Genomic DNA, 23,064 nt, shown 5'->3' on the forward strand with positions numbered 1-23,064 from the left:
CTGAGGCGGGTTTGCCGAAGTAGGCGGCTCATGCCACGTCCTCCAACTGTGGTACCACACGTGGCGGTAGCCCACGCATGATGTTGGCAATCGCGTGGATGTGTTCAGGCGTGGTGCCGCAGCAGCCGCCGACCAGATTGATCAAGCCGCTTTGGGCAAATTCACGCAGGACTTCGGCCATGTCTTCGGGGGTTTCATCGTAGCCACCAAACGCATTGGGTAAGCCAGCGTTGGGGTGGCAGCTGACATAGGTATCGGCCACTTGCGCCAGTACATCCACATGCTGACGCAAGTCTTTTGCGCCGAGTGCGCAATTTAAGCCAATAGCGAGTGGCTGCACATGTCGTAGCGAATACCAAAATGCCTCGGCAGTCTGCCCGGACAAGGTGCGGCCGGAGGCATCGGTAATCGTGCCCGAGATCATCACTGGCAGGCGTGCGCCGATTTCGTCGAACACATCATCAATGGCAAACAGCGCGGCCTTGGCATTGAGGGTGTCAAACACGGTTTCCACCATCAGCACATCGGCACCGCCTTCGATCAGGCCGCGTGCCGATTCTCGGTAGGCCTCGGCCAGTTCGTTGAAGGTGATGGCACGAAAGCCCGGGCGGTTCACATCCGGCGACAGTGAAGCGGTACGGCTGGTGGGGCCCAGTACGCCAATCACAAAGCGTGGCTGCGTGGGGGTTTGCGCTTCTATTGCATCGCATGCAGCGCGTGCCAAGCGCGCACCTTCACGGTTCAGCTCGCGCACTAGGTGCTGCAAGCGGTAGTCGGCCAGTGAAATGCTGGTGGAGTTGAAGGTATTGGTTTCAACCAGATCAGCGCCGGCTTGCAGATACTGGCGGTGAATCTCACTGATGATGTCGGGGCGGGTGAGGCTGAGCAGGTCGTTATTGCCGCGCTGGTCATGACCTTCGCAGCCACAGCCGGGGCCGTGGTGGTGGCCTTCTTGCGCAAACAATGCGTCGAAGCCGTTGGCAAAGCGCGTGCCGCGATAATCGGCCTCGGTCAGCTCATGCCGCTGGATCATCGTGCCCATGGCCCCGTCAATAATCAGGATGCGTTGCGCCAGCGCGGCGTGCAGTGCGTTGGCACGTTGCGGGTTTTTCCACGGCAGGGTGTTCACGACTTCACTCCAGTTAACGAGATCACTTCGAAATGGGGCGGGCGGCGCTCGCGGGTGACGGTGCCGCAATTGGCAATGCTCAGGCCGGCTTTTTCGGCAAATTTGCGCAGGTCTTTTTCGCCAAACCCAAGATTGATGTGGCCGTAGGCATCCACTGCATTGCGGTGCTCATGGCGGGCCAGACTGGACAGCAGCAGGCGACCGCCTTTGCGTAGCACGCGTGCGGCCTCGGCAACCGCTTGCGCGGGTTTGGCGGCATAGGTCAGGGCGTGCATCAGTACCACCAGATCAAAGCTGCCATCGTCAAACGGCAGCGCGTGCATATCGCCTTCGCGTACTTCCACATTGCCGTAACGGCGCAGGCGTTCGCTGGCGGCGGCGACGACGCGTTGACTGGAGTCGATGCACACATAGCGATGCGCATGCGGGGCGAGTAGTTCGGCCAGCACGCCATCACCCGAGGCGATATCCAGCACATCGCCCGGCCACAACAACGGCAGTGCGGTACGCGCCAAGGCTTCCCAGGTGCGGCCCGGCGAGTAGTGGCGTTCCATGTCGCCGGCAACAGAATCGGCCCAGTTTTGATCGGCCGCACGCATCGCCAATACCGCCGGCACACGTTCGGCATCTTGGCGCAGCAAAGGGTCATCACTGCCGTGGCTGATGGAATGCCACAATGCGCGCTGGGCCGGCTCGATCGCGGCATCATCAAAGCGATAATAGGCCGACACCCCCGCGCGACGGTCGCGCACTAGGCCGGCTTCCTTGAGTTTGGCCAAGTGGGTGGAAACGCGCGGTTGCGCCAACTGGGTAATGGCGGACAATTCCGCCACGGTCAGCTCTTCACCTTCCAGTAACGCCAACAGGCGTACCCGGGTGGCATCGGCAAACACCTTCAGATGCGACGACCAAGTTTCGAGGTCCATTTATATCTTTCCATCGCGATTTAAAGATAATTGTGGCGCGATGCGGGATTGCGGTCAAGCGACTTCCTTGGCTGGGGTTGCTACAATGACGCTTCTTCGAAACGGTGCGGGGCTGTCGTGGAGTTCGGATACAGCGAAGAGCAATTGATGCTGCAGGATGTCGCCCGCCGCATCGCGCGTGAAAAAATCGCGCCTAGCGCAGAGCATCACGACCAGACCGGCGAGTTCCCACTCGACAATATCCGTGCCTTGGGCGAGAACGGTTTGATGGGGATTGAAGTCCCCGCCGAATACGGCGGTGCCGGCATGGATTCGGTGAGCTATGTGCTGGCGATGGTGGAAATTGCAGCGGCCGATGCGGCGCATTCCACCATCATGTCGGTCAACAATTCACTGTTCTGCAATGGCATTTTGACCTTCGGCAGCGAGGCGCAAAAGCAAAAATATGTGCGCGACATTGCCGAAGGTCGCGAGATTGGTGCGTTTGCACTGACCGAACCGCAGTCGGGGTCGGATGCCACCGCGATGCGTTGTCGTGCGGTGAAACAGGCCGATGGCAGCTATGTCATCAATGGCAAAAAAAGCTGGATTACATCCGGCCCGGTGGCCAAATACATCGTGCTGTTTGCGATGACCGATGCCGACAAAGGTGCACGCGGCATTACCGCATTCATGATCGACACCACCCGCGCTGGCTTTCACCGTGGCAAGACCGAGCCGAAGTTAGGGATCCGCGCCTCGGCCACGTGTGAAATCGAGTTCACCGATTACGTGGTCAGTGCCGATGATGTACTGGGTGCAGAAGGCCATGGTTTCAAAATCGCGATGAGCGTGTTGGACGCCGGCCGTATCGGTATTGCCTCGCAGGCCATCGGGATTGGCCGTGCTGCTTATGAAGCCACGCTGGCGTATGTGAAAGAGCGAAAGGCATTTGGCGCGCCGATTGGCAGTTTCCAGATGACCCAGGCCAAGATTGCCGACATGAAGTGCAAGCTTGACGCGTCGTTGTTGCTAACCCTGCGCGCGGCGTGGTTGAAAGGTCAGGGTCAGCGGTTTTCCACCGAGGCGGCGGTGGCCAAGCTCACTGCTTCCGAGGCAGCGATGTGGATCACCCATCAAGCCCTGCAGATCCACGGCGGGATGGGCTATTCAAAAGAAATGCCGATTGAACGCTATTTCCGCGACGCCAAAATTACTGAAATCTACGAAGGCACCAGTGAAATCCAGCGGCTGGTGATTGCCCGCCACGAAACCGGTTTGCGATAACAACAACGACAACCCCCAACGGCCGTGCTCCCCGCGCGGCCGTTTCCCTTTGGAGGCTTTGACCCGATGAACAAGTCCATTGAAACGAATTCAGGCGAAGATCTGAAACCTATCCTCGATGCATTGGCGAAGCGCGTGGACAAAGCCACGCAAGAACAAGCGCGCGCGTTCGCGACGGCGTTTTGCCGACGCATGGATGCCGAGGAAATTGGCCGCCATGGCGCCGCCGGCTGGGCCGAGCGTATTGTCGGGATGCTGGAGTTCGCACGCACCCGCAAGCGCGGCAAGGCCAATATCCAATTGTTCAACCCGGTGTTGAAGGCCGATGCGCAAGTGTCGCCGCATACGGTGTTGCAGATCGCCAACGACGATATGCCGTTCTTGGTGGATTCGGTAACGATGGCGTTGGCCGAGCAAGGCATCGGCGTGCACCTGTTGGGCCATCCGGTGGCGCGTTTGACTCGCGACAAGGCCGGCAAGTTGGTCAACGTGGGCGAGGGTACCGCCGAGTCGCTGATGTATCTGGAGATCGATCGCCAACCGCAGGCCGCCCTGGCCGGCATCAAAACCCGCGTGGCCAAGGTATTGGAGGACGTGCGTGCGATCGTCGAAGATTGGGAGCCCATGCGTGACCGCATGCGCGCCGTTGCCGAAGATCTTGCCACCCGAAAACTGCCGGTGAGTGATGCGGGTAAACAAGAAGCGCAGGAGTTTTTACGCTGGGCTGCCGACGAACATTTCACGTTCTTTGGCTATCGCGAATACAAGATCGAAAAGCAGGGTAAGGAAGACGTGCTGGCGGCAGTGCCGGGCACCGGCATGGGCTTGTTGCGTGGTGACGAGGGCGGCAAGGCGCGCCCAGTGAAATCGCTGGCGGCGCATTACATGCCGCAGTCGGGGGCGGTGGATGCACTGATTTTGACCAAGACCAATGCCCGCGCCAGCATCCACCGGCAGGGCTACATGGATTACATCGGGGTGCTGGGTTTTGATGGCAAAGGTCGCGCCACCAGTGAGCAACGCTTTTTGGGTCTGTACACCTCCAGCGCGTACACCCGCCGCCCCTGGGACATCCCATTGGTGCGTGAGCGCCACGCTTATGTGATGGAAAACTCCGGGCTAGACCCCAACAGCCACAGCGGCAAGGCGCTGCGGCATATTTTGGAAACACTGCCGCGCGACGAATTATTCCAAGCCAGCGAAGACGAATTGTTCAAAACCTGCATGGGGATTTTGGGCCTGCAAGAGCGCGTGCGCAGCAAGCTGTTCGTGCGCCGCGATCGCTATGGCCGTTATTTCTCGGCGCTGGCGTATGTGCCGCGCGACCGCATGAGCACGCAAGTACGCCACCGCATCGAAACCATGCTGCGCGATGCACTGGGCGGCGAGCGGGTGGACACCAATGTGCAAATCGGGGATTCGCCGCTGGCGCAGTTGCACATCATCGTGCGCCCCAGCAGCAGTCATGGCGAGGTGGCCATCGACTTGCCGGCATTGGAAGCGGGGCTGGCGCAGATCGTGCGCGATTGGCGCGATGAGCTGCGCGAAAAGCTGGTTGCCCGGCATGGCGAAGAAACCGGTCTGAAACTCACCGCGCGGTTTGGCAGCGCGCTGCCGGCGGGGTATATCGAGGACGTCAGCCCAGACATCGCTGCCGATGACGTGGAATACATCGCCGCATTGACCGGCCCGCAGGATCTCAAGCTGTCGCTGTACGTGGATCCGCGCAAACACGATATGCGCTTCAAGCTGTATCGCCAATTGCAGGACATCCCGTTGTCGGATGCGCTGCCGATGATGGAAAACATGGGCCTGCGGGTGATCACCGAACATCCGTATCGGGTGGATGCCGAAGCCGGCGTGGCCTGGATCCAAGAGTTTGAAGTCCAGTCCCTGCTGGGCGAGTTGGATGTGGGTGCACTGGACGAAGATTTTGAAGATGCTTTCGCCGCGATTTGGCGCGGTGATGCTGAAAACGATGGCTTCAATCGTCTGGTGTTGGCTGCCGGGTTGAATTGGAAGCAGGTAGCAATGCTGCGCGCCTACTGCAAGTACTTGTTGCAGGCGGGGGTGCCGTTCTCTCAAAGCTATATGGAAGCCACGCTGACCCGCTACCCGCTGTTGTCGCGGTTGCTGGTGGAGTTGTTTGAAGCACGTTTCCACCCGGTCACCGGCAGCGAGAGTGCGGCCGAGATCAAGCAAGGCATGGAGCGTTTTGGCGCCAGCCTGACCTTGCTGGCCGCAGGTGACGATGCCGCGATGACCGCATTGAAGGCATTGGTGAGCGTGCGCGCAGGCAACCGCGAGCAACAAGTCGAAGCTGCGCGTAGCACCTTGGTGGGCTTGCTCGACCGTGTTGCCAGCTTGGATGAAGACCGCATCTTGCGCAGCTTCATCGGCGTGATCGATGCCACCCTGCGCACCAACTACTACATAGATTACAAAGACGGCCTGCGCAAAGACGGTGGCCCGGCCGATTACATTAGCTTCAAGTTCGATACCGCCAAGGTGCCGGACCTGCCCAAGCCGCGCCCGTATCGCGAAATTTGGGTGTGTGGCCCGCGCGTGGAAGGTACCCATTTGCGCTTTGGCCCGGTCGCGCGTGGTGGTTTGCGCTGGTCGGATCGTCGCGAAGATTTCCGCACCGAAGTGCTGGGCCTAGTCAAAGCGCAGATGGTGAAAAACACCGTGATCGTGCCGGTGGGCAGCAAGGGCGGTTTTTACCCCAAGCAATTGCCCAACCCGGCGCTCGATCGTGATGCGTGGCTGGCCGAAGGGATTGCCTGCTACAAGCGTTTCATCAATGGCTTGCTGGATATCACCGACAACCTGAGCGTGGCCGGCAAGGTGTTGCCGCCGGCGCAAGTGGTGCGTCACGATGGCGATGACCCGTATCTGGTGGTGGCCGCAGACAAGGGCACCGCCAGCTTCTCCGACATCGCCAATGCCATCGCCCAAGCGCACGGCTATTGGTTGGACGATGCGTTTGCTTCAGGCGGCAGCGCCGGTTATAGCCACAAAGGCATGGGCATCACCGCGCGTGGTGCGTGGGAGTCGGTCAAGCATCATTTTGGTGCGCTGGGCCGTGACTGCCAAACGCAAGACTTCACTTGCGTGGGCATCGGCGACATGTCCGGCGACGTGTTTGGTAATGGCATGTTGTTGTCTGAACACATCCGCCTGCTGTGCGCGTTCGACCATCGCCATATCGTGCTGGATCCCAATCCAGATGCGGCGGTGTCGTTCAAGGAACGTCAACGTCTGTTCGATTTGCCGCGTTCCAGCTGGGCCGATTACAACGCCAAGTTGATCAGTAAGGGCGGCGGCATCTACCCGCGTTCGCTGAAGTCCATCGACATCACCCCGCAGGTGCGTGAGGCCTTGGGCATTGCCGAAGGCATCAAAGCCATGACCCCCAACGAGCTGATGCACGCCGCACTGCGCGCACCGGTAGACCTGTTGTGGAATGGCGGTATCGGTACCTATGTGAAGTCCAGCAAAGAGACTCACGCCGATGCCGGCGACCGCGCCAACAATGGTTTGCGCGTCAACGGCGCGGACTTGCGTTGCAAGATCGTGGGCGAGGGTGGCAATTTGGGCATGACCCAATTGGGCCGCATCGAAGCGGCGCAAGCAGGGGTGTTGTTGAACACTGACTTCATCGACAACTCGGCGGGTGTGGACACATCGGACCACGAGGTCAACATCAAAATCCTGCTCAATGGTGAGGTGCAGAAGAACAAACTGAAGTTGGCCGATCGCAATAAATTACTGGCCAAGATGACCGATGAAGTGGCGCAACTGGTGTTGAACGACAACTACCGGCAAAACCAGGCGTTGACCTTGATGGAACGCATGAGCGCCACCCGTCTGGGCTCGAAGATGCATTTCATCAGCACCTTGGAAGCGCAAGGGTTGCTGGACCGGCAGATCGAGTTTTTGCCCACCGATGCCGAAATCGCGGAACGCAAATTGCGTGGCCAAGGCCTGACCCGGCCAGAGCTGGCCATCTTGCTGTCGTATTCCAAGCTGGTGGCGTTCCCGCAGTTGTTGGCGTCGGATGTGCCGGAAGACCCGTACCTGTCCAAGGAGTTGGTGCGCTACTTCCCGGAACCGCTGCAAGCCAAGTACGCCAAGGCGATGGAAGGCCACCGCCTGAAGCGCGAAATCATCGCCACCGCGGTGACCAATTCCACCATCAACCGCATGGGTGCCACCTTCTTGATGCGCATGCAAGAAGACAGTGGTCGCAGCATCGGCGAGATCGCGCGTGCCTACACCATCACCCGCGAAACCTTGGATGCGCGGGAACTGTGGGCCAAGATCGATGCACTGGACGGCAAGCTGCCAGGCAGTGTGCAGGTGGATGCCTTGCAGGTGATCTGGGAATTGCAGCGTGGTTTCACCCGCTGGCTGCTGTCGCGCCCGGGCGCGGTGCCGGCCATTACCACGGCGGTGGAGCGCTACCACGACGGCTTCCGCGACATCCGTGCGGGCGAAGGCATCCTGCCGCCGTCGCAGCGCCCGGTGTATGAGGCCAGCCGCAAGCTGTGGCGCGAAAAGGGTGTGCCGGCGGCACTGGCCGATCAATTGGCGGCGCTGCCGTATCTGCAAGCCAGCCCCGACATCATCGAACTGGCACGCGAGCGCAAGCTGCGCCCGATCGAAGTGGCCAAGGTGTATTTCCGTCTGGCCGATGCCCTGCACGAGCCGTGGTTGAGCGCGCAGATCGATGGTTTGAAGGTGGATGGTCGCTGGCATGCGGTGGCACGCGGGGTCTTGCGTGACGAGTTGGCCACGCAGATGCGCGCATTGACCGGGTTGGTGTTGGCGATGCCAGGTAAAGATGCCGATGCCAAGGTCAAAGCCTGGCTGGAGCGCGATGACAGCTCGCTGCGTTTCACCTTGGCCATGCTTACCGAGTTGGCCGCGCAGAAAACCCTGGACTACCCGACGTGTTCGGTGGCTGTGCAGCGCGTGGCCCAGCTGGCGCAACGCGGCTGAGCAGCATGTCATCACGGTGCCCTCTCCCGCGTGCGGGAGAGGGCACGGGAAGGGGTACCGAAGGCGGTGGCGGGCCGCTCTTGCTATCCTCCCGTGCATGACCACGCCACGCATCGCCCTGCTCGCCAGCCCGGTTGACGACGCACAATCCGCACTCACCGTGTTGGCCAAGCGCTACGGCAACCACACCCCACAAGAGGCCGATGTCATCGTCTCGTTGGGCGGCGATGGCTTCATGCTGCAAACCCTGCATCGCCACGGCGTGCTGGGTAAACCGGTGTATGGCATGAAGCTGGGCACGGTGGGGTTTTTGATGAACCAGTACCGCGCCGAAGATGACTTGCTGGCACGCATCGAGGCGGCCGAACCTGCGGTACTGCACCCGCTGGAAATGCAAGCACACACCGAGTCTGGTGCCACGGTGGGGTCACTTGCGTACAACGAGGTCTCGCTGCTGCGGCAAACTCGGCAGGCTGCGCATGTGTGTATTGAACTCAATGGCGAAGTGCGCCTGGATGAGTTAATTTGCGATGGCGTGATGCTGGCCACCCCGGCCGGCAGCACCGCCTACAATTTTTCTGCGCACGGCCCCATTTTGCCGCTGGGCGCCAATGTGATGGCATTGACTCCAATCGCACCGTTTCGGCCACGACGCTGGCGTGGTGCGGTACTCAAGTCGGGTACCGAAGTGCGGTTTCGTGTGCATGACCCGCACAAGCGCCCGGTCAGCGCCACCGCAGATTCACACGAAGTGCGTGATGTCACCGAAGTGTTGGTGCGCGAGTCGCGCGATCGTCGCGTGACATTATTGTTTGATCCAGAACACAATTTGGAAGAACGCATTTTGATTGAGCAGTTTGCCGTGTAAGGTTTGGCGGGCAAGGAGTGCCCACATGCCCCATTTCAGGAAGAACCATGTCATTTGCAAGTGACAACGTACGCCGCAACACCCCGGACACACCGCCGTTGCGACGTCGGGTGCCGGCGTGGCTATGGGCGTGCTTGGCATTCTTGTTGGGCATTGGGCTGACGCTGTGGCTGGCCTATGTTGAAAAGCAGCGAGATACCCGTGATGCGCACCATGCCTTCACCATTGAAACCACGCGGATTGCCACGGGCATTCGAACGCAACTGGAGCAATGCGAGCATCTCATTCGTGCGTTTCAATCGGTGTTTTTGGCTTCCGATGACGTGACTCCAGCCGAATACGCCCGCGCGTATGAGAATTTGCAATCCAACGGTGAAATACGAGTCAGCTTGCAAGCCTTGGCATATGCACAACGGCAACCTGGCCCCACCGGCGATCACTACGTCACCACCATGTTTGCACCGGTGCCTGGCAATGAGGCCATTCGTGGCTTGGATGTGGTCTCCCAGCCGATGAATCTGGAAGCACTCTTACGCAGCCGCGACAGTAACCGGATTGCGATGTCGGCACCGTTTCGGTTGCGGCAAAGTGGCGCAACCGATGGCGTGATTCTGCGTCTACCGATTTATGCGAGTGGTGCGGTTCCAAGTACGGTAGAGGGACGACGGCAAGCTGCCATCGGGTCGATCGGCGCTTCGTTTCAGATCGCACATTTGATCGCCTCGGCAGTTCCGGCAGCATCCGAAATTTTAGCCGATGTCAGCATCACCGATATCAGTGACGGCACGGTGCGGCCCCTACTGGTCAAGCACTTTGATGCAGCAATGACGTCACCCGCACATGTGGTGCAAGTGCGCTTTGGCGGACGCTTATGGACGGTGGCGACGCATGCCAGAGCTGGCCTTTACGCGGAAGGCAACTGGCAGACGGTGTTGTGGGTAGGCGGCGTGATCAGTCTGTTGCTGGCGGCGTTGACATGGTCATTGGTCAGCACCCGCGAGCGCGCCATCGTGCTGGGTACTGCGCTTGGCAAGCGATTTCTTGCCAGTGAGGAACGCTTCCGTCGGCTCAATGAATTGTTGCCTTGCCTCGTTTTGTTGATACGCAAGGACAACGGCGCCATCGTGTATCGCAATGCCGCCGCGCGTGAGCGCTTGGCCGATACTATCGACGTTGCCGGCTTGTCGTTGTTCGAACAAGCGCAAATGGAAGCTCGACCTTCAGCGGGTAACGATGCCCAGTTGCCTGCCGCGGATGGCAGCATGTTCTGGGCCAGCACATGGGTCAGTGGGATCGAGATCGACGGCATCCCAATGTGGTTGCTGGTCGCCAGTGACAATACCTTGCAGCGCCAACTGACCGAGCGCTTGGGCTATCAGGCAAGTCATGACTCGTTGACCCGGCTGTACAACCGGCGCGAATTTGAGGCGCGCGTGCAAACCCTGCTGGCCAGCCCCAATCGCAATGATGGAGCACTGCTGTTTTTGGATTTGGATCAATTCAAATTGATCAATGACACGTCGGGCCACCGCGCGGGCGACGAATTGCTGGCGCAGTTGGCCGCGGTGATGCAGGAAAAGTTGCGCCCGGTTGATGTGTTGGCGCGGCTGGGGGGCGATGAGTTTGGCGTGCTATTACCGGGAGTGGTGGATCTGGACGCCGCGATTCAGGCCGCCGAACGTCTGCGCCGCAGCATCGAGTCGTTCATTTTTGGCTGGGAAGGGCGCACCTATACCATCAGCGCCAGCATTGGCGTAGTGATGTTACGCAGTGCCGGTTCCATGCAGACGTTGTTTGCCAACGCAGACGGTGCCTGTTATCTAGCCAAGGAAGCCGGGCGTAATCGCATCCACGCCTATACCGAAGACGATGCGGCCATTACCCGACGCATGAGCGAAATGGAATGGGCCAACCGTGTGCGTGATGCGCTGCGCGATGACCGCCTCTTGCTGGACTATCAGGAATTGCACCCATTGCAGGCACACAACGCAGGCGGGGTGCATATTGAGCTGTTGCTGCGCATGCGCAGTGAAGAGGGCGGGGTGGTGATGCCAGGGGCCTTTTTGCCCGCAGCAGAGCGCTATGGCTTGATGCCACAGATCGACCGCTGGGTGGTAGAAACCGCACTGAGCAGGCTCGACCATTTGCATCCGGAGGGTGAAAATTTAGCCAATTGCGCGATCAATCTTTCGGCTGCCAGTCTGGAAAACGAAGGTTTGTTCGATCGAATCGCGGCACTCATCGCAGAGCACCAAATCACGCCACAGCGCTTGACCTTTGAAATCACCGAAACCGTAGCCATGCGCGACTTTGCGGCCTCCAGCGTGTTGATTTCGCGCCTGCGGGGTCTGGGCTGCAAAGTGGCGCTGGATGATTTTGGAGCCGGCATGTCCTCGTTTGGCTATTTGAAAAACCTTGAGCTGGATGTGGTGAAAATTGACGGCAGCTTTGTGCAAAATTTGGCTGACGATGCGATGTCGCAGTCGATCGTGCGTGCGGTGACCGAAATCGGCCATTTGCAAGGTTTGCAAGTAGTGGCCGAATGGGTGTCTTCACCGCAATTGCTGGCGCTGGTGGCCAATATGAAAATCGATTACGCACAAGGGTTTGCCCTGCACCAGCCACAGCGTGTGCAATTCCAGCGTAGTCCCCATGTCGATGCATGAGAACACCGCCCCTGCCAAGGTGACCCCGGTGCCATTGGTGGTGGCCATCACCGCGCGGGCGCTGTTTCATATGGAAGACAGCCACGCGCTGTTTGAGCGCGAAGGCATCGCTGCGTTTGCCGACCATCAGCGCCGCCACGAAGATGACATCCTGCATCCCGGGATTGCGTTTCCGCTGGTGCGCAAACTGTTGGCACTCAATGCGGGCAGCGCAGAAGATGCGCCCCGGGTCGAGGTGATTTTGCTATCCCGCAATTCTTCGGACACCGGGCTGCGTGTGTTCAATTCCATCCAACACCACCGCTTGGACATCCGCCGCGCCACCTTCACTGCCGGCGCGCCGGTGTGGCCCTACATCAAACCGTTTGGCGCGCAGTTGTTGCTGTCGGCCAACCCCGAGTCGGTGCGCGCGGCGTTGGCGGCGGGTGTGGCCGCAGCAACTATTCTGCCCGAGCGCGCCAGCGAGCCACGCCAACGCCAATTGCGGATTGCCTTTGACGGCGACGCGGTGATTTTTGGCGATGAAAGCGAGCGTGTCTCCCGCGAGCAAGGCTTGGAGGCATTTGGGGCGCATGAGCGTGCGCGTGCGCATGAGCCATTGTCAGGCGGGCCGTTTCGCGGCTTTCTGGCAGCCCTGCACGATTTGCAGGAGGCATTCCCCGCTGGGGAGGCTTCGCCCATTCGCACTGCCTTGGTCACCGCACGCTCGGCCCCGGCGCACGAGCGGGTCATCCGCACCTTGCGCGAATGGGACGTGCGGTTGGATGAGGCGTTATTTTTGGGTGGGCGCGACAAAGGCCCGTTTTTAGAGGCGTTTGGCGCCGATATTTTTTTCGATGACTCCCCGCATAACATCGACTCGGCGCGGCGACATGTGGCGGCGGGGCATGTGCCGCATGGGGTGGCCAATGCGGCACCAAAATCTGAGCCGTGATGTATTAGTCCGGCAGGCGTAGGCCGTCCAGCTTCCAATTCAAGCCATCCCGGTGAAATTCAAACACCACCGGCTTGCCTTCCGCGTTGTTGACGCTGGCGGTGAAAACACGGAGTGACTCGAAATGGGTATCGGCGTGCTGCAACGGATCGTTCGGGGTGGGCTTGCCAGTTGCCGGTGCCGGATTGCTTCTGGCCAGTGAGCTGCCCTGCAACAGCACTGCAAACCCTTGCGGTGAGGCGATGGCATCAATCGTTGGTTTGGCCAACATGGCGGTGACCTCACCCACATTGCGCATGGACTGGCTGTTGCCAGTGCGGGCAAGAATGCCTTGCGCGATTTTCTGTTGCAGCTGCGGGCGCACGCTTTCGCGCAGGCTGTCGAAATCGACGAAGCGCCAGAGTTCATTGGTTTGTCCGTTGGCAACAACGTGGCGAATGCCGCGAATGGCGAGATACGGGCCGCTGATGACGTAGCCCAACAGGGCCAAGAGCAACAGCAGAAGCGTACTGGCAAGCAGCCAGCGGGTGCGTTTTGTGAGTTTCATGCCTGCATCCTGCAAAAATGCAGGCGGCTGGGCAAGCCCAGCCGCTGCAAACGCTTACTACTGATGTCACAAACGGGCGGCGCGGGTGCGTAATTCCAGCGGCGCCATCCGGCTTTGGTCGTGTAATTCCAGTTGCCGCAATTCAAACGGTGCACCATAACCGATGGGTAGGTGCGCTTTGGCGAACGGCAAGGTTAGGCGATGTTGGCCGGGTTCCATCCATGCGGCAGCATGGGCTTCGCTGACCGCATGCAATTGGCCATCTGGACCGGTGGCGTACAAGGTGCCACGGGCTTCATAGCGCCCCGCTGAGGCGGCACGCACGGCAAGGCTGACGTGCATGTCGGTGCTCTGTTGTAGGTTGCCCACAAAGCTTGCGGTGGGTTGGGCAATGGCAAACGCCGTGCGTACATCACGCGGGGCATCGCCCACCATGCCGAACACCTGCAGCTCCCAAAGCCCTGCCGTGCGGCTGTTACCGGCAGGAGTGAACACGGCTTGCAGACTGCCATCCGCAGCGCGTTGCACACTGACCGGCGTATTGCGACCGTCCGGTGCCACCAATAAGGCTTGTACCTGGGCGGCGGCGTTCACACCGCTGCGACTGGCGCGAATCGTGACCTGCATAGGCTGCCCAGCTAGGCCACTGTTGCGCGATGGCTGTGCGTCCAGCACGACATCGCTGGCAGGTTCAAACACATGCACCACATAGTTGCCGCGGGCGTTGCTGGCACGTAGTACGGCATGCCCCGCGCCACTGCCCGCGCCCAGACGCAGCACTTGGGTGCCTGCACTGACCGGCATTCCGGCTTGTTGTAGCGATTGCGCATCGGCCAAACGTGCGATCGTGATCGGACGCTTGCCGTCGGTGACCGATAGTGCGGCTTCTTGTAGTGGGGCTGCACCTTGGGCCGGGCTGATGCGGATCAGCGCGCCTTGCGCGGTTGTCGGCAGATCCAGACCTTTGGCAAGACTGACGTCATCCACCGTTTGCCAGTATTCGCGGCTACTGGCACGCAGCGGTGCTGGCTGTGAAAGTGCAACCGACGGATCCAAGGCCCAGGCAAACGCAACCGGTTTGCGCTCGATGGCAGCCGTTGGCGCGGGTAGGCTGACCAAGCGATGCGGCTGCATGTCGGCGCGGGTGGTGGCAAGCAGCGCTTGCTGGGCATGCGCGTTGCCGAATAATGCAACAAGACCGGCCAGCAGGCTGAGACTGAGTATGGTGTGTGTGCGCATGGCGGGCCTCACTTCATGTCATTGCGAAGGACGGTGTCGAGGCCAAAGCAGGCACGCCGACTCTGGTTATGGCTGAGTGGCTCTTGGCCTGCCATTTTTGTCTTGTCCTTGAACCAGACCGAACCGGCCGCCGATTGACTGCTGCAATTGAGGAAGCCATCGGAACAACTGTCCAGCCACCATTGCGTCGTTTCCAGACCCAAGTTTTCGGCATAGCCACCGCAATAACTATCGCTGTCCCACACGGCGGTTTCCACATCGGTGCCCACCACGGCGCGGAACAGTTTCGGCAGCGATGGTCGCCCCGCCGTGCCGTACAGATTGTTGGCGTTGTAGGTTGCCATCCAACTGACTTGTTGCTGGCGCACGGCATCGGATTTATAGCCCAACAACCAGCCCAACGAGGTTTCAAACACATTGCCATTGATCACCGCATCGGCCAGCGGGGTACCCGCCGACGATGGTGCCAGTGCATCCACCCGCACGATCTTGTTGATGATGTTGGGATAGCGGCTGTCATAGGTGGGGTTGGACAAAATCCAGCGCATCACATTGCCGCCATTGGAGTGGGTGATGATGATTAGGCGGGTAATACTTTTGCTCTGGATAAAGCTGCTCAGCTGACCCGCCAGGCAGCCGGCGGCACGGCTATCCCACATGTACTGGGTGAAGTCGCAGTTGATCACCACGTAATTAGCAGGGTTGGCCAGCCCGCCGCGGACGTTGTTGACCATGGTGGGTTGCCAATAGTCCTGATAGGCATTGGTCTGTTTGCCGGTACCGTGGACGAAAGCCACGCCGGTGACATCGGCTGCGTGTGCGGTGGATGTGCTGAATACGGCGGCGCAAGACAACAGCGCGGCCAAGGCGACTCTACGCATGGACTCTCCCCAGAAGGTTCCCAATGATTGCCGCGTGGCCTGCGGCAGGCGGCTCGTCAGCACCCCCGTACTGATGAGTACGGTGAGCATACGCATTGGTATGCTGATGTCATGACGCAGTGCGACATTGGTCACGGTTTGACGTGAACGCGGGTCGTGCGTCCGTTGATGCGGCGGCTTTAGCCCAATTCGCGCGCGCGCTGGCGGCCCCAATCTTCCAGATGATCCAGCAGCACCTGCACGTTGCCGTCGCTGGCATGCGCGGTGCGCAGTTCGCTGATGTGCGCGAAATATTGATCGAACGTGAGCTCTGACCAGCCGGCATCCGTGCACAGGCGCTGCCGTCGATAGGCATCCCACTGCTCGCTTTCTGCAGGCAGTAGCGAATCTGGCCAATTGCGGGCGCGATAGCGCAACAATAGTGCAGCTAGGCGCGGGTCACGGAAGGCGTATTGCGCATTGGCCAGCAAATGCGGTGGGGTGCCGCGCACTTGCGCGCATATTTTTTTATCGGTATCGCCAATAAAACCGCCGTACAACGCGGCGTCGGCATCCACGGCGGTGTTGGAGCGGTCGCGCGCAAACACTTGGCGGACTTTTTCTGCAATGGCTGGGGCGTGCGCGCGCACTTGTTCGGCGCGCTGCAAGATGGTGTCCGGGTGGATGTGCAGCCGCGCAAAGTCGGCATCACGCAAATGCTCCCAGCGCACGAGAGCCGGGCATTTATTGGTGTGAATTTCTTTCAGCGGGATACGTGTTTCACCCTCGGGAAGATCGGCTTGGCGGATATACAAGCGCTCGGCAATGGCATCGGCATCCAGCTGCAATAGCGCATCGGGGGCGGCTTCCAGATCAAACACGATGAAGCGCGACGGGATGGATGGGTGCTGCGCCAACGGCAGCACCGGCGCGGCACACAGGCGCGCGGCTGGGTAGCGTTGCGAGATATGCAGCAGCGGCGTCATTGCCACCACATCAAGCAAGGATGCCGCAAAGCGTTTGTCGCGCAGACGCAGTGCGTAGTCCCACAATTTGGGTTGGTGCTGGCGGAACAAACGCGCCAGCCCAATCAGGGCGCGCACATCGCTGAGTGCCTCGTGCGCGAGGCCTTCACGCAGGCCGTTGTCTTCGGCTAGGTGTTCGAGTTTGAAGCTGGTGCCATTGCCATCATCGCGTTGCCGCCAGTGGATACCGTCGGGGCGCAGGGCGTGCATCAGGCGCAGGGCATCCAACAAATCCCAGCGCGAATTTCCGCCGCGCCATTCGCGCTCATACGGGTCATGAAAATTGCGATACAGCCCATAGCGCACGAACTCATCATCAAACCGCAGCGAGTTGTAACCCGCGCTGCACGTTTCTGCGCGGCCCATTTCGTCGACGATGCGGGCAAATGCGGCGGCCTCGTTGACACCATCGCGCAGTGCGGCTTGCGGAGTGATGCCGGTGATCAAGGTGGCAATGGGCGAGGGCAGCAGGTCATTGGCCGGCTGCACGAAAAAACTGATGGGGTCTTCGATTTGTTGCAAGGTTGCATCGGTACGGATCGCTGCAAATTGCGCGATGCGGCTGCGACGCGGGTCTGCACCGAAGGTTTCTAGGTCATAAAACAGGAACGATGCAGACATGTCGGTGGTCAGTGTGGATTGAACACGATCGGAACGATGACCTCGCTGCTAACCGCTTTGCCATTGCGCGTGGCCGGCTTGAAGTGCCAGCGCCGCACCGCATCCAGTGCGGCACGATCCAAGTCGCGGTTGCCGCTGCCTTCCGCCAGTTCCTGGCGCTCCACGCTGCCATCGACGGCCACGCTGACCCGTACCTTGACGGTGCCACCAATGCCTCGGCGTAGCGGTTCTTGTGGGTAGCGCGGGGCAGGGGTGTTTTGGGCGATGGCATCGGTGCTGGCAGCGGGTGCAGCAACCGGCGCAGCTGTTGGGGGCAGTGGCGCGCGCGCGGGCGGCGGTGGTGGCGGTGGCGGTGCAGCTGGCCTTGCGGCAACCGTGCTGTCCTTGGGTAGGCTCAAGCCACTGGCATTGTTGTCACCTGCCAAGTCTGGCGGTAACGGTGTGGGCAAATGGTCGGCTGGCGTAGTGGTGGCCTCGGAGCCATCGGCTTTGTAAAAATCATAGTGATGACGCGATTTCAGCCACACCAACAAGAACAGCAGCAAGCCAGCGGCAAATGCAGCCAGTAAGACTTTGAATACCTGCGGTGGCAACAGCGGCGGGTGTTGGCCGGGTTTCGGCGCGGGCGTGGAGTCGAGTATGGGGTCGGGCGTGGCCATGTCGGCATTCTGGCATGTGCGCGGGCCGATGCCGCCACCTGCGGCTGACGCAGACATTAATGCAGGCGATAATGCAGGTTCATTTCCTTGATTGTTGCCCCCATGCTTGATCCTGCCCTGCTGCGTACCCATCCCGCCGACCTTGCCCAACGCCTGCTTGCCACGCGCGGTTACGTATTGGATGTGGCCGCAATCGAATCCCTAGAAGCCCAGCGCAAGCAGATTCAGATTCGCACCCAAGAATTGCAAAACCTTCGCAATACCCGCAGCAAGCAAATCGGCATGCTCAAAGCCAAGGGCGAAGACGTGGCGGCGGTGATGGCCGAGGTGGCGAGTTTTGGCGAAGAACTGAAGACGTCGGAAGTAGCGCTGGAGCGCATCCGTGGCGAAATCGACGCGATTGCCTCTGGCATCCCCAACCTGCCCGATGCCAGCGTGCCGCAAGGTGGCGGTGAGGCTGACAATCTTGAACAGCATCGCTGGGGCAGCCCGCGCGTGTTTGATTTCGCCATCAAAGACCATGTGGAATTAGGTGCGCGCAACGGCTGGTTGGATGGCGAAACTGCGGCCAAATTGTCCGGCTCACGGTTTACGGTGTTGCGCGGGCAGTTGGCGCGTCTGCATCGTGCGCTGGCGCAATTCATGCTGGACCTGCATACCGGCCCGCACGGCTACGAAGAAACCAATGTGCCGGTCATTGTGAATGCCGATTCCATGCGCGGCACCGGGCAATTGCCCAAGTTTGAGGAGGATTTGTTTTCTACCCAATTGGGCGAACACAAACGCTATTTGATCCCCACCTCTGAAGTGCCGCTGACCAATAGCGTGCGCGATGCCATTTTGGATGCCGAGACACTGCCGTTGCGGATGACCGCGCATTCGATGTGCTTCCGTTCCGAAGCCGGCAGCGGCGGCCGCGATGTACGCGGGATGATCCGCCAGCATCAATTTGAAAAAGTCGAGCTGGTGAGCATCAGTACCCCCGACGACTCCGACGCAGAACACCAGCGCATGACCCGCTGTGCCGAAACCGTGCTGGAACAACTCGGCCTGCCGTACCGGCGCATGCTGCTTTGCACCGGCGATATGGGCTTTGGTGCGACCAAGACCTATGACTTGGAAGTCTGGCTGCCGTCGCAAGCCACCTACCGCGAAATTTCGTCTTGCTCCAACTGCGGCGACTTCCAAGCCCGCCGCATGCAGGCACGCTGGCGTAACCCTGCCACCGGCAAGCCCGAGCTGGTGCACACCCTCAACGGCTCCGGCGTAGCGGTGGGCCGCGCCTTGATTGCGGTGATGGAAAACTACCAAAACGCCGATGGCAGTATCACGGTGCCCGAGGTGCTGCGCCCCTATATGGGTGGAGCCGGGCGCATCGAGTGACTGAAATCAATTAGCAGATTTGAGTAGAGAGGCACCGCGCTGGCCGCCAGGGTTGGCCATGAGCGCAAGCGCGGTGCCTATCGTTGACGGCATCAGAACCGGAAGATGACGTTGGCAAACCAAGTGCGGCCCGGCATCGGGAAGCCCTCGGATAGCTCGTACCATGTATCGGTCAAATTGCGGCCACCCACTTCCACGTCTATCGTGCTGCGCGGTGACCACACACCTTTCAAGCCCAGCAGCGTGTAGCTATGCAGGGTCAGGAAGCTGGTTTTGCCTGCGATGAACACCGGCACGATACGGCCCTGCTCGGCTTCCACCGTGGCCACGGCTTTGAGCTGCGAGGTGAAGCGCCACGCCGCGTTGGCAAACAGGCGCTGGCGCGGGCTGTTGGTGAGCAATACAGCAGGATTGCTGAGGTTGTCGCGATCCATCCAAGTGTAGCCCACGCCCCATTGGCCGTTTTCGCCCAGCTGCTGTTGCAGTGAGAGTTCGATGCCACGATGCCGCGCCTTGCCGATGTTCTGTGCCTGGTTGCACACCGTACTGCCGCACTGGTTGGAGGCGACGATGGCGTCCTGGATCAGATCGTCGATGCGGCTCTGGAACAGCGATGCTTCCACCTGCGCGTCGCTCCACGGTTGCCCGCGCCAGCCCAGCTCGAAGTGACGCGCGGTTTCCGGTTTCAGGTCGGGATTGGGCAGGGCCGCGCCCATGCGCGCGGAGTAGCGATCCTTGATGGTGGGGAAGCGGGTTTTGTGCGAGACGCTGGCGAACAACTGGCCGTGTTCGCCGAAATCGCGCTGCAGTTCGATCAGCGCGTTGTTGGCGCTGGTCTTGCCGGTCGGCCAGTAATAGACCTCTTTCGCGTCGCGTTGCTCGTGGCTCGCGCCCAGCCGCAGGGTGTAGTCGCCGCCCAGCGTGATGGTGTCCTCCAGCGCCAGCGAAGTGGTGACGTCGCGGTAGTCCTTGGTCGGCGATTTCGGATTGGTGTCCTGGTGGCGGTCGTCCTTGTAGTGCAGCGCCAGATGCAGATCGTGATTGGCGATCGCCTGCGTGGACAGTTCGACGCTGACGCCGCGCGTCTTGTCCGAATAGACGCTGGGGAAGCTGGTATTGAGCAACTGGGTGGCGTAAGTGCCGTCGGCATAGGCTTCCAGCCCGTTGCCATAGTGGTCTTCATAGGCGCGCAGCTTCAGGCCGCTGCTCTCGCCAAGGCCAATGTTGCCGATGAAGTACAGGCTTTCCTTGTCCCACCACGGCCAGCGCCAATAGCGGATGCCGCCGCTGGCGCGGCCGGTATAGACCGGGTTGCCCTTCTCGCCGTCCTGCTTCACGTAGCCGATGGCGAACTCGCTGCGCTCGCCGGGCGCATAGCCGAGTTTGATCGAGGCGCGGCGGTCGCTGCGATAGGCGTTTTCGCGTTCGTCGCCGGTATCGGTGGGCTTGGCCTTGTAGTCCTTGAAACCGTCCGGCAGCGGGAAGCTGTCGGCATCCAGCCACGACCAGCCCGCTTGCAGATACCAGTCGCCCTTGCGCATCCCCAGATTGGCTGCGGCTTTACGCTCGCCGCGACTGCCCGCACCAAGGCGCACGTCGCCTTCCAGCGGTTGGGTGGGTTTGCGCGAGACCAGATTGATCGCACCACCCAAGGTGTTGGGGCCGTACAGCAGCGAAGCCGCGCCCTTGGCGACGTGGATTTCGCCAAGGCCGAAGGTGGTGAAGCGGTCGAAGTCGATATAGCCATCGTAGGGGACGTATTGCGGGATGCCATCCAGAAATACCGGCACTTGGCGCGGGTCAAAGCCGCGCACGTACACCATCGCCTCGTTGCGGCTGTTGTGCGAGAGCGATACGCCGGGCGCAATGGCAACAGCCTCGCCTACGGTTTCGCGGTTGAGGGTATCCAGTTGTTCGCGGGAGATGGCGGATTCGCCAGCAGCGGACCGCGTTGCCTTCTGGCCTTGCACCACCACGCGGCCAAGTTCGAAGGGTTTGCCGGTTTTGTCAGTATCTTCGGCATGCGCAGAGGCAAAGCAGGACAGGCTGATGAGCAGCGCGACCGACAATACGCTGCACTGCAGGCGTTGGTAGGGGTTGTTGTTTGTGTGAGCTTGCATAAGCAGGGCGTGCTGAGGGAATTGGGAATGCCGGCAATACCGCGCCATGCCGCGACAATTGAATGTGCGGCAACGTGCGGCCGGGATTGGGAAAAGGTGTGGCACGTCCCTGTGCCACGCAGGGGTCATTTCATTCGTAATACTTCAATGGAGCTGAGATTGCGCACATGGCGCGGGCCGGTTTTGGTGTCTTGCCCGGAGATCAACAACAGCTGGCCTTCACGCACACCCAGCGGTTTGCCATCTTTTTCCCATGCCACCAGCACGTCCTTGCCAATCGCGGTGTTGTAGAGCTCGTTCCAGGAGAAGGTGACCACGTAGCCATCGGTAGCGCGTGCCACCACCACCATGCGGCGGCCATCCTTGTGGCCATCCAGGCTCAGGCCAACGGCATCGAGCACATCGGTCAGCCGAGCGCCACGGAAATTGGCGACCTTGCCCACCGTGGCCCCGGACGCGCACACCACGTCCATCGGCCCGCTGTTGCGGGTGGTGAGCTTTTTCAGTGCCGTCACATCGAAGGCCTTGGGCGCTTTGACCGCGCCGCTGATGCGTACCTCGATGCTGGGCTTGACGCTGGCCATGGGGACGGGGTTGTCGGCATAGGCAACGTGCAGGGCAGGGGTGGTCAGTAGCAGTGCAGCGAGTACGAGGGGGCGAAGCTTCATGGCAATACCTTCGATATGTGGATATGTATATAGCGATTGGCAGCATAACTAACCCATGCCCGGGCGGGTTTGATTTGAGTCAACTCTTTACGCTGGCGTGTCGCGCCACTGCCGATGCAGTGCCCGCAACTGCCCGGTAAACAGCAATGCCCATGCGCACAGGCCGATGCCGAAGATCACGTGCGGCAGCAGGCCAAGGAAATGCAGTTCCATGGCTTCCATCATGCGCAAGGTACTGACTGCGTACATACCCAGCGGGAACACCGCGCCCCAGTACATCGGGTCGTAGGTGAATGGGAAGTGGCGTACACCGTGCCGCCAAATCGCCAGGACAATCAGCATTGGAATCCACCAGGTGCCGGTGGCCCAATAGAATACGGTGAAGCCTTTCAGGAACGGCAGCATCGAGTTCAGGAATGGCGCGTGCGGGGTGTTGAGAATCAGCAGTGAGCCGGCCAGTGTGGAAATGGCCATCGCGCCCATGTTGATCCAGTACGGTGGTGACAAATCGGCGGGAGAAAACGCAAAAAACGTGTAGCGATAGAAGATCAGCGACATCATCCAGATGTACAGCATGCCGCCCCACAGCCACATCGACAGTGCGAAGAAATTGAGCTCCATCCGCAGCGGTTGATCCACGTGTTGTGAAATCAGCGCCGCAATTACCGCCATCGATTGGGTGGCCACCACCGCCAGCAGCCAGCCACCATTGATGCCACGCGCAAGTTCCGGCTTGTCTTGCTTGACCGTGAGCACGGTAAAGATGGTGTAGGTGAACAGCACCCAAGCCAGCAGGCCAATACCCCCCAGCAGCGCGGCCAGTGGCAGATTGCCGCCAATCAGCAGGCTTTGGCTGGCAAGGATCGAACAGGCCGCGACGAAGGTGAAAAACCCCGGTGCGTTGAGATGGTTGAATAGATCATCGCGCACGCGCTTGGGGTGCCAGTACAGGTGCATCAACGCCAGCGCACCGATGACCACGAACAAGCACCAATTCAGCCAGAACAGACCGATGGCAAGGTGCGGCAGGCCCATCAGATGTGCTGCAAGTGACAGGATGCCGGTGGCCATCACCATGCTGAAATAGCCGGGCGAGAGGGTTTCGGTAGAGGTGCGGACGTGGCGCAGCAGGCGTGGCATCGGCGCACT

16 protein-coding genes are annotated in these 23,064 nt (G+C 60.3%); 6 read left to right on the plus strand and 10 right to left on the minus strand.

The window, feature by feature from the left end; all coding sequences use genetic code 11:
- Positions 1–28 precede the first annotated feature (28 nt).
- Together PK789_RS05185 and PK789_RS05190 are read right to left on the minus strand one after the other, a co-directional pair.
- Entirely contained in the window at positions 29–1,129 is a 1,101-nt protein-coding gene (locus PK789_RS05185) for a homocysteine S-methyltransferase family protein (protein ID WP_324307497.1), read from the minus strand.
- Entirely contained in the window at positions 1,126–2,055 is a 930-nt protein-coding gene (locus PK789_RS05190; protein ID WP_324307498.1) for an ArsR/SmtB family transcription factor, read from the minus strand. The genes PK789_RS05185 and PK789_RS05190 overlap by 4 nt, the downstream gene beginning before the upstream one ends.
- Positions 2,056–2,202: 147 nt before the next feature.
- On the opposite strand from PK789_RS05190, the gene PK789_RS05195 reads away from it, so the two are divergent.
- The 5 genes from PK789_RS05195 to PK789_RS05215 all read left to right on the plus strand — a co-directional run bounded on the left by PK789_RS05195 (position 2,203) and on the right by PK789_RS05215 (position 12,793).
- Positions 2,203–3,321, plus strand: a complete 1,119-nt coding sequence (locus tag PK789_RS05195) for an acyl-CoA dehydrogenase family protein (protein ID WP_503011904.1) — start codon at positions 2,203–2,205, stop codon at positions 3,319–3,321.
- Between the two features lie 66 nt (positions 3,322–3,387).
- Entirely contained in the window at positions 3,388–8,325 is a 4,938-nt protein-coding gene (locus PK789_RS05200; protein ID WP_324307501.1) for an NAD-glutamate dehydrogenase, read from the plus strand.
- A gap of 97 nt (positions 8,326–8,422) precedes the next feature.
- On the plus strand, positions 8,423–9,193 hold the full coding sequence (locus tag PK789_RS05205) for an NAD kinase (protein ID WP_324307502.1): 771 nt from the start codon (positions 8,423–8,425) through the stop codon (positions 9,191–9,193).
- A gap of 47 nt (positions 9,194–9,240) precedes the next feature.
- Complete coding sequence (locus tag PK789_RS05210; protein ID WP_324307503.1) at positions 9,241–11,859, plus strand: bifunctional diguanylate cyclase/phosphodiesterase; 2,619 nt, start codon at positions 9,241–9,243, stop codon at positions 11,857–11,859.
- On the plus strand, positions 11,852–12,793 hold the full coding sequence (locus PK789_RS05215) for a 5'-nucleotidase (RefSeq protein ID WP_324307517.1): 942 nt from the start codon (positions 11,852–11,854) through the stop codon (positions 12,791–12,793). The genes PK789_RS05210 and PK789_RS05215 overlap by 8 nt, the downstream gene beginning before the upstream one ends.
- A gap of 4 nt (positions 12,794–12,797) precedes the next feature.
- On the opposite strand, the gene PK789_RS05220 is transcribed toward PK789_RS05215, so the two are convergent.
- The 5 genes from PK789_RS05220 to PK789_RS05240 all read right to left on the minus strand — a co-directional run bounded on the left by PK789_RS05220 (position 12,798) and on the right by PK789_RS05240 (position 17,744).
- On the minus strand, positions 12,798–13,340 hold the full coding sequence (locus PK789_RS05220; protein ID WP_324307505.1) for a DUF2939 domain-containing protein: 543 nt from the start codon (positions 13,338–13,340) through the stop codon (positions 12,798–12,800).
- Positions 13,341–13,406: 66 nt separating this feature from the next.
- Positions 13,407–14,579: a DUF4785 domain-containing protein gene (locus tag PK789_RS05225; protein ID WP_324307506.1), complete on the minus strand. Its 1,173-nt coding sequence runs from the start codon at positions 14,577–14,579 to the stop codon at positions 13,407–13,409.
- A gap of 8 nt (positions 14,580–14,587) precedes the next feature.
- Positions 14,588–15,460 carry a hypothetical protein gene (locus PK789_RS05230; RefSeq protein ID WP_324307518.1) on the minus strand — a complete coding sequence of 291 codons (873 nt, stop codon included), beginning with the start codon at positions 15,458–15,460 and terminating at the stop codon, positions 14,588–14,590.
- 179 nt (positions 15,461–15,639) lie between these two features.
- On the minus strand, positions 15,640–17,085 hold the full coding sequence (gene sbcB, locus PK789_RS05235) for an exodeoxyribonuclease I (RefSeq protein WP_324307508.1): 1,446 nt from the start codon (positions 17,083–17,085) through the stop codon (positions 15,640–15,642).
- 8 nt (positions 17,086–17,093) lie between these two features.
- Positions 17,094–17,744, minus strand: a complete 651-nt coding sequence (locus PK789_RS05240; protein ID WP_324307509.1) for an energy transducer TonB — start codon at positions 17,742–17,744, stop codon at positions 17,094–17,096.
- A gap of 102 nt (positions 17,745–17,846) precedes the next feature.
- Between PK789_RS05240 and serS the strand changes: the two genes are divergently transcribed.
- Positions 17,847–19,127 carry a serine--tRNA ligase gene (serS, locus tag PK789_RS05245; protein WP_324307511.1) on the plus strand — a complete coding sequence of 427 codons (1,281 nt, stop codon included), beginning with the start codon at positions 17,847–17,849 and terminating at the stop codon, positions 19,125–19,127.
- Between the two features lie 92 nt (positions 19,128–19,219).
- On the opposite strand, the gene PK789_RS05250 is transcribed toward serS, so the two are convergent.
- From PK789_RS05250 to PK789_RS05260, 3 genes are all read right to left on the minus strand, one after another.
- Positions 19,220–21,247 (minus strand): TonB-dependent receptor plug domain-containing protein, encoded by a 2,028-nt coding sequence (locus PK789_RS05250; protein ID WP_324307513.1) that lies wholly within the window; start codon positions 21,245–21,247, stop codon positions 19,220–19,222.
- A 125-nt stretch (positions 21,248–21,372) separates the two neighbouring features.
- The gene (locus PK789_RS05255) at positions 21,373–21,915 is read right to left on the minus strand and encodes a molybdopterin-dependent oxidoreductase (RefSeq protein WP_324307514.1); all 543 of its coding nucleotides are present in this window, start codon (positions 21,913–21,915) and stop codon (positions 21,373–21,375) included.
- Between the two features lie 87 nt (positions 21,916–22,002).
- On the minus strand, positions 22,003–23,064 hold a 1,062-nt coding region (locus tag PK789_RS05260), incomplete at its 5' end, for a tellurite resistance/C4-dicarboxylate transporter family protein (protein ID WP_324307515.1).

This window comes from Thermomonas sp. (assembly GCF_035369645.1).
Classification (GTDB): domain Bacteria; phylum Pseudomonadota; class Gammaproteobacteria; order Xanthomonadales; family Xanthomonadaceae; genus Thermomonas.

What these genes read in the sequence shown, in the direction of transcription:
- PK789_RS05230 (WP_324307518.1), bottom strand. Translation starts at nt 15,460, where the DNA reads ATGCGTAGAGTCGCCTTGGCCGCGCTGTTGTCTTGCGCCGCCGTATTC.
- PK789_RS05205 (WP_324307502.1), top strand. Translation starts at nt 8,423, where the DNA reads ATGACCACGCCACGCATCGCCCTGCTCGCCAGCCCGGTTGACGACGCA.
- PK789_RS05225 (WP_324307506.1), bottom strand. Translation starts at nt 14,579, where the DNA reads ATGCGCACACACACCATACTCAGTCTCAGCCTGCTGGCCGGTCTTGTT.
- PK789_RS05200 (WP_324307501.1), top strand. Translation starts at nt 3,388, where the DNA reads ATGAACAAGTCCATTGAAACGAATTCAGGCGAAGATCTGAAACCTATC.
- PK789_RS05210 (WP_324307503.1), top strand. Translation starts at nt 9,241, where the DNA reads ATGTCATTTGCAAGTGACAACGTACGCCGCAACACCCCGGACACACCG.
- PK789_RS05215 (WP_324307517.1), top strand. Translation starts at nt 11,852, where the DNA reads ATGCATGAGAACACCGCCCCTGCCAAGGTGACCCCGGTGCCATTGGTG.
- sbcB (WP_324307508.1), bottom strand. Translation starts at nt 17,085, where the DNA reads ATGTCTGCATCGTTCCTGTTTTATGACCTAGAAACCTTCGGTGCAGAC.
- PK789_RS05220 (WP_324307505.1), bottom strand. Translation starts at nt 13,340, where the DNA reads ATGAAACTCACAAAACGCACCCGCTGGCTGCTTGCCAGTACGCTTCTG.
- PK789_RS05240 (WP_324307509.1), bottom strand. Translation starts at nt 17,744, where the DNA reads ATGGCCACGCCCGACCCCATACTCGACTCCACGCCCGCGCCGAAACCC.
- PK789_RS05255 (WP_324307514.1), bottom strand. Translation starts at nt 21,915, where the DNA reads ATGAAGCTTCGCCCCCTCGTACTCGCTGCACTGCTACTGACCACCCCT.
- PK789_RS05195 (WP_503011904.1), top strand. Translation starts at nt 2,203, where the DNA reads ATGCTGCAGGATGTCGCCCGCCGCATCGCGCGTGAAAAAATCGCGCCT.
- serS (WP_324307511.1), top strand. Translation starts at nt 17,847, where the DNA reads ATGCTTGATCCTGCCCTGCTGCGTACCCATCCCGCCGACCTTGCCCAA.
- PK789_RS05250 (WP_324307513.1), bottom strand. Translation starts at nt 21,247, where the DNA reads ATGCAAGCTCACACAAACAACAACCCCTACCAACGCCTGCAGTGCAGC.
- PK789_RS05190 (WP_324307498.1), bottom strand. Translation starts at nt 2,055, where the DNA reads ATGGACCTCGAAACTTGGTCGTCGCATCTGAAGGTGTTTGCCGATGCC.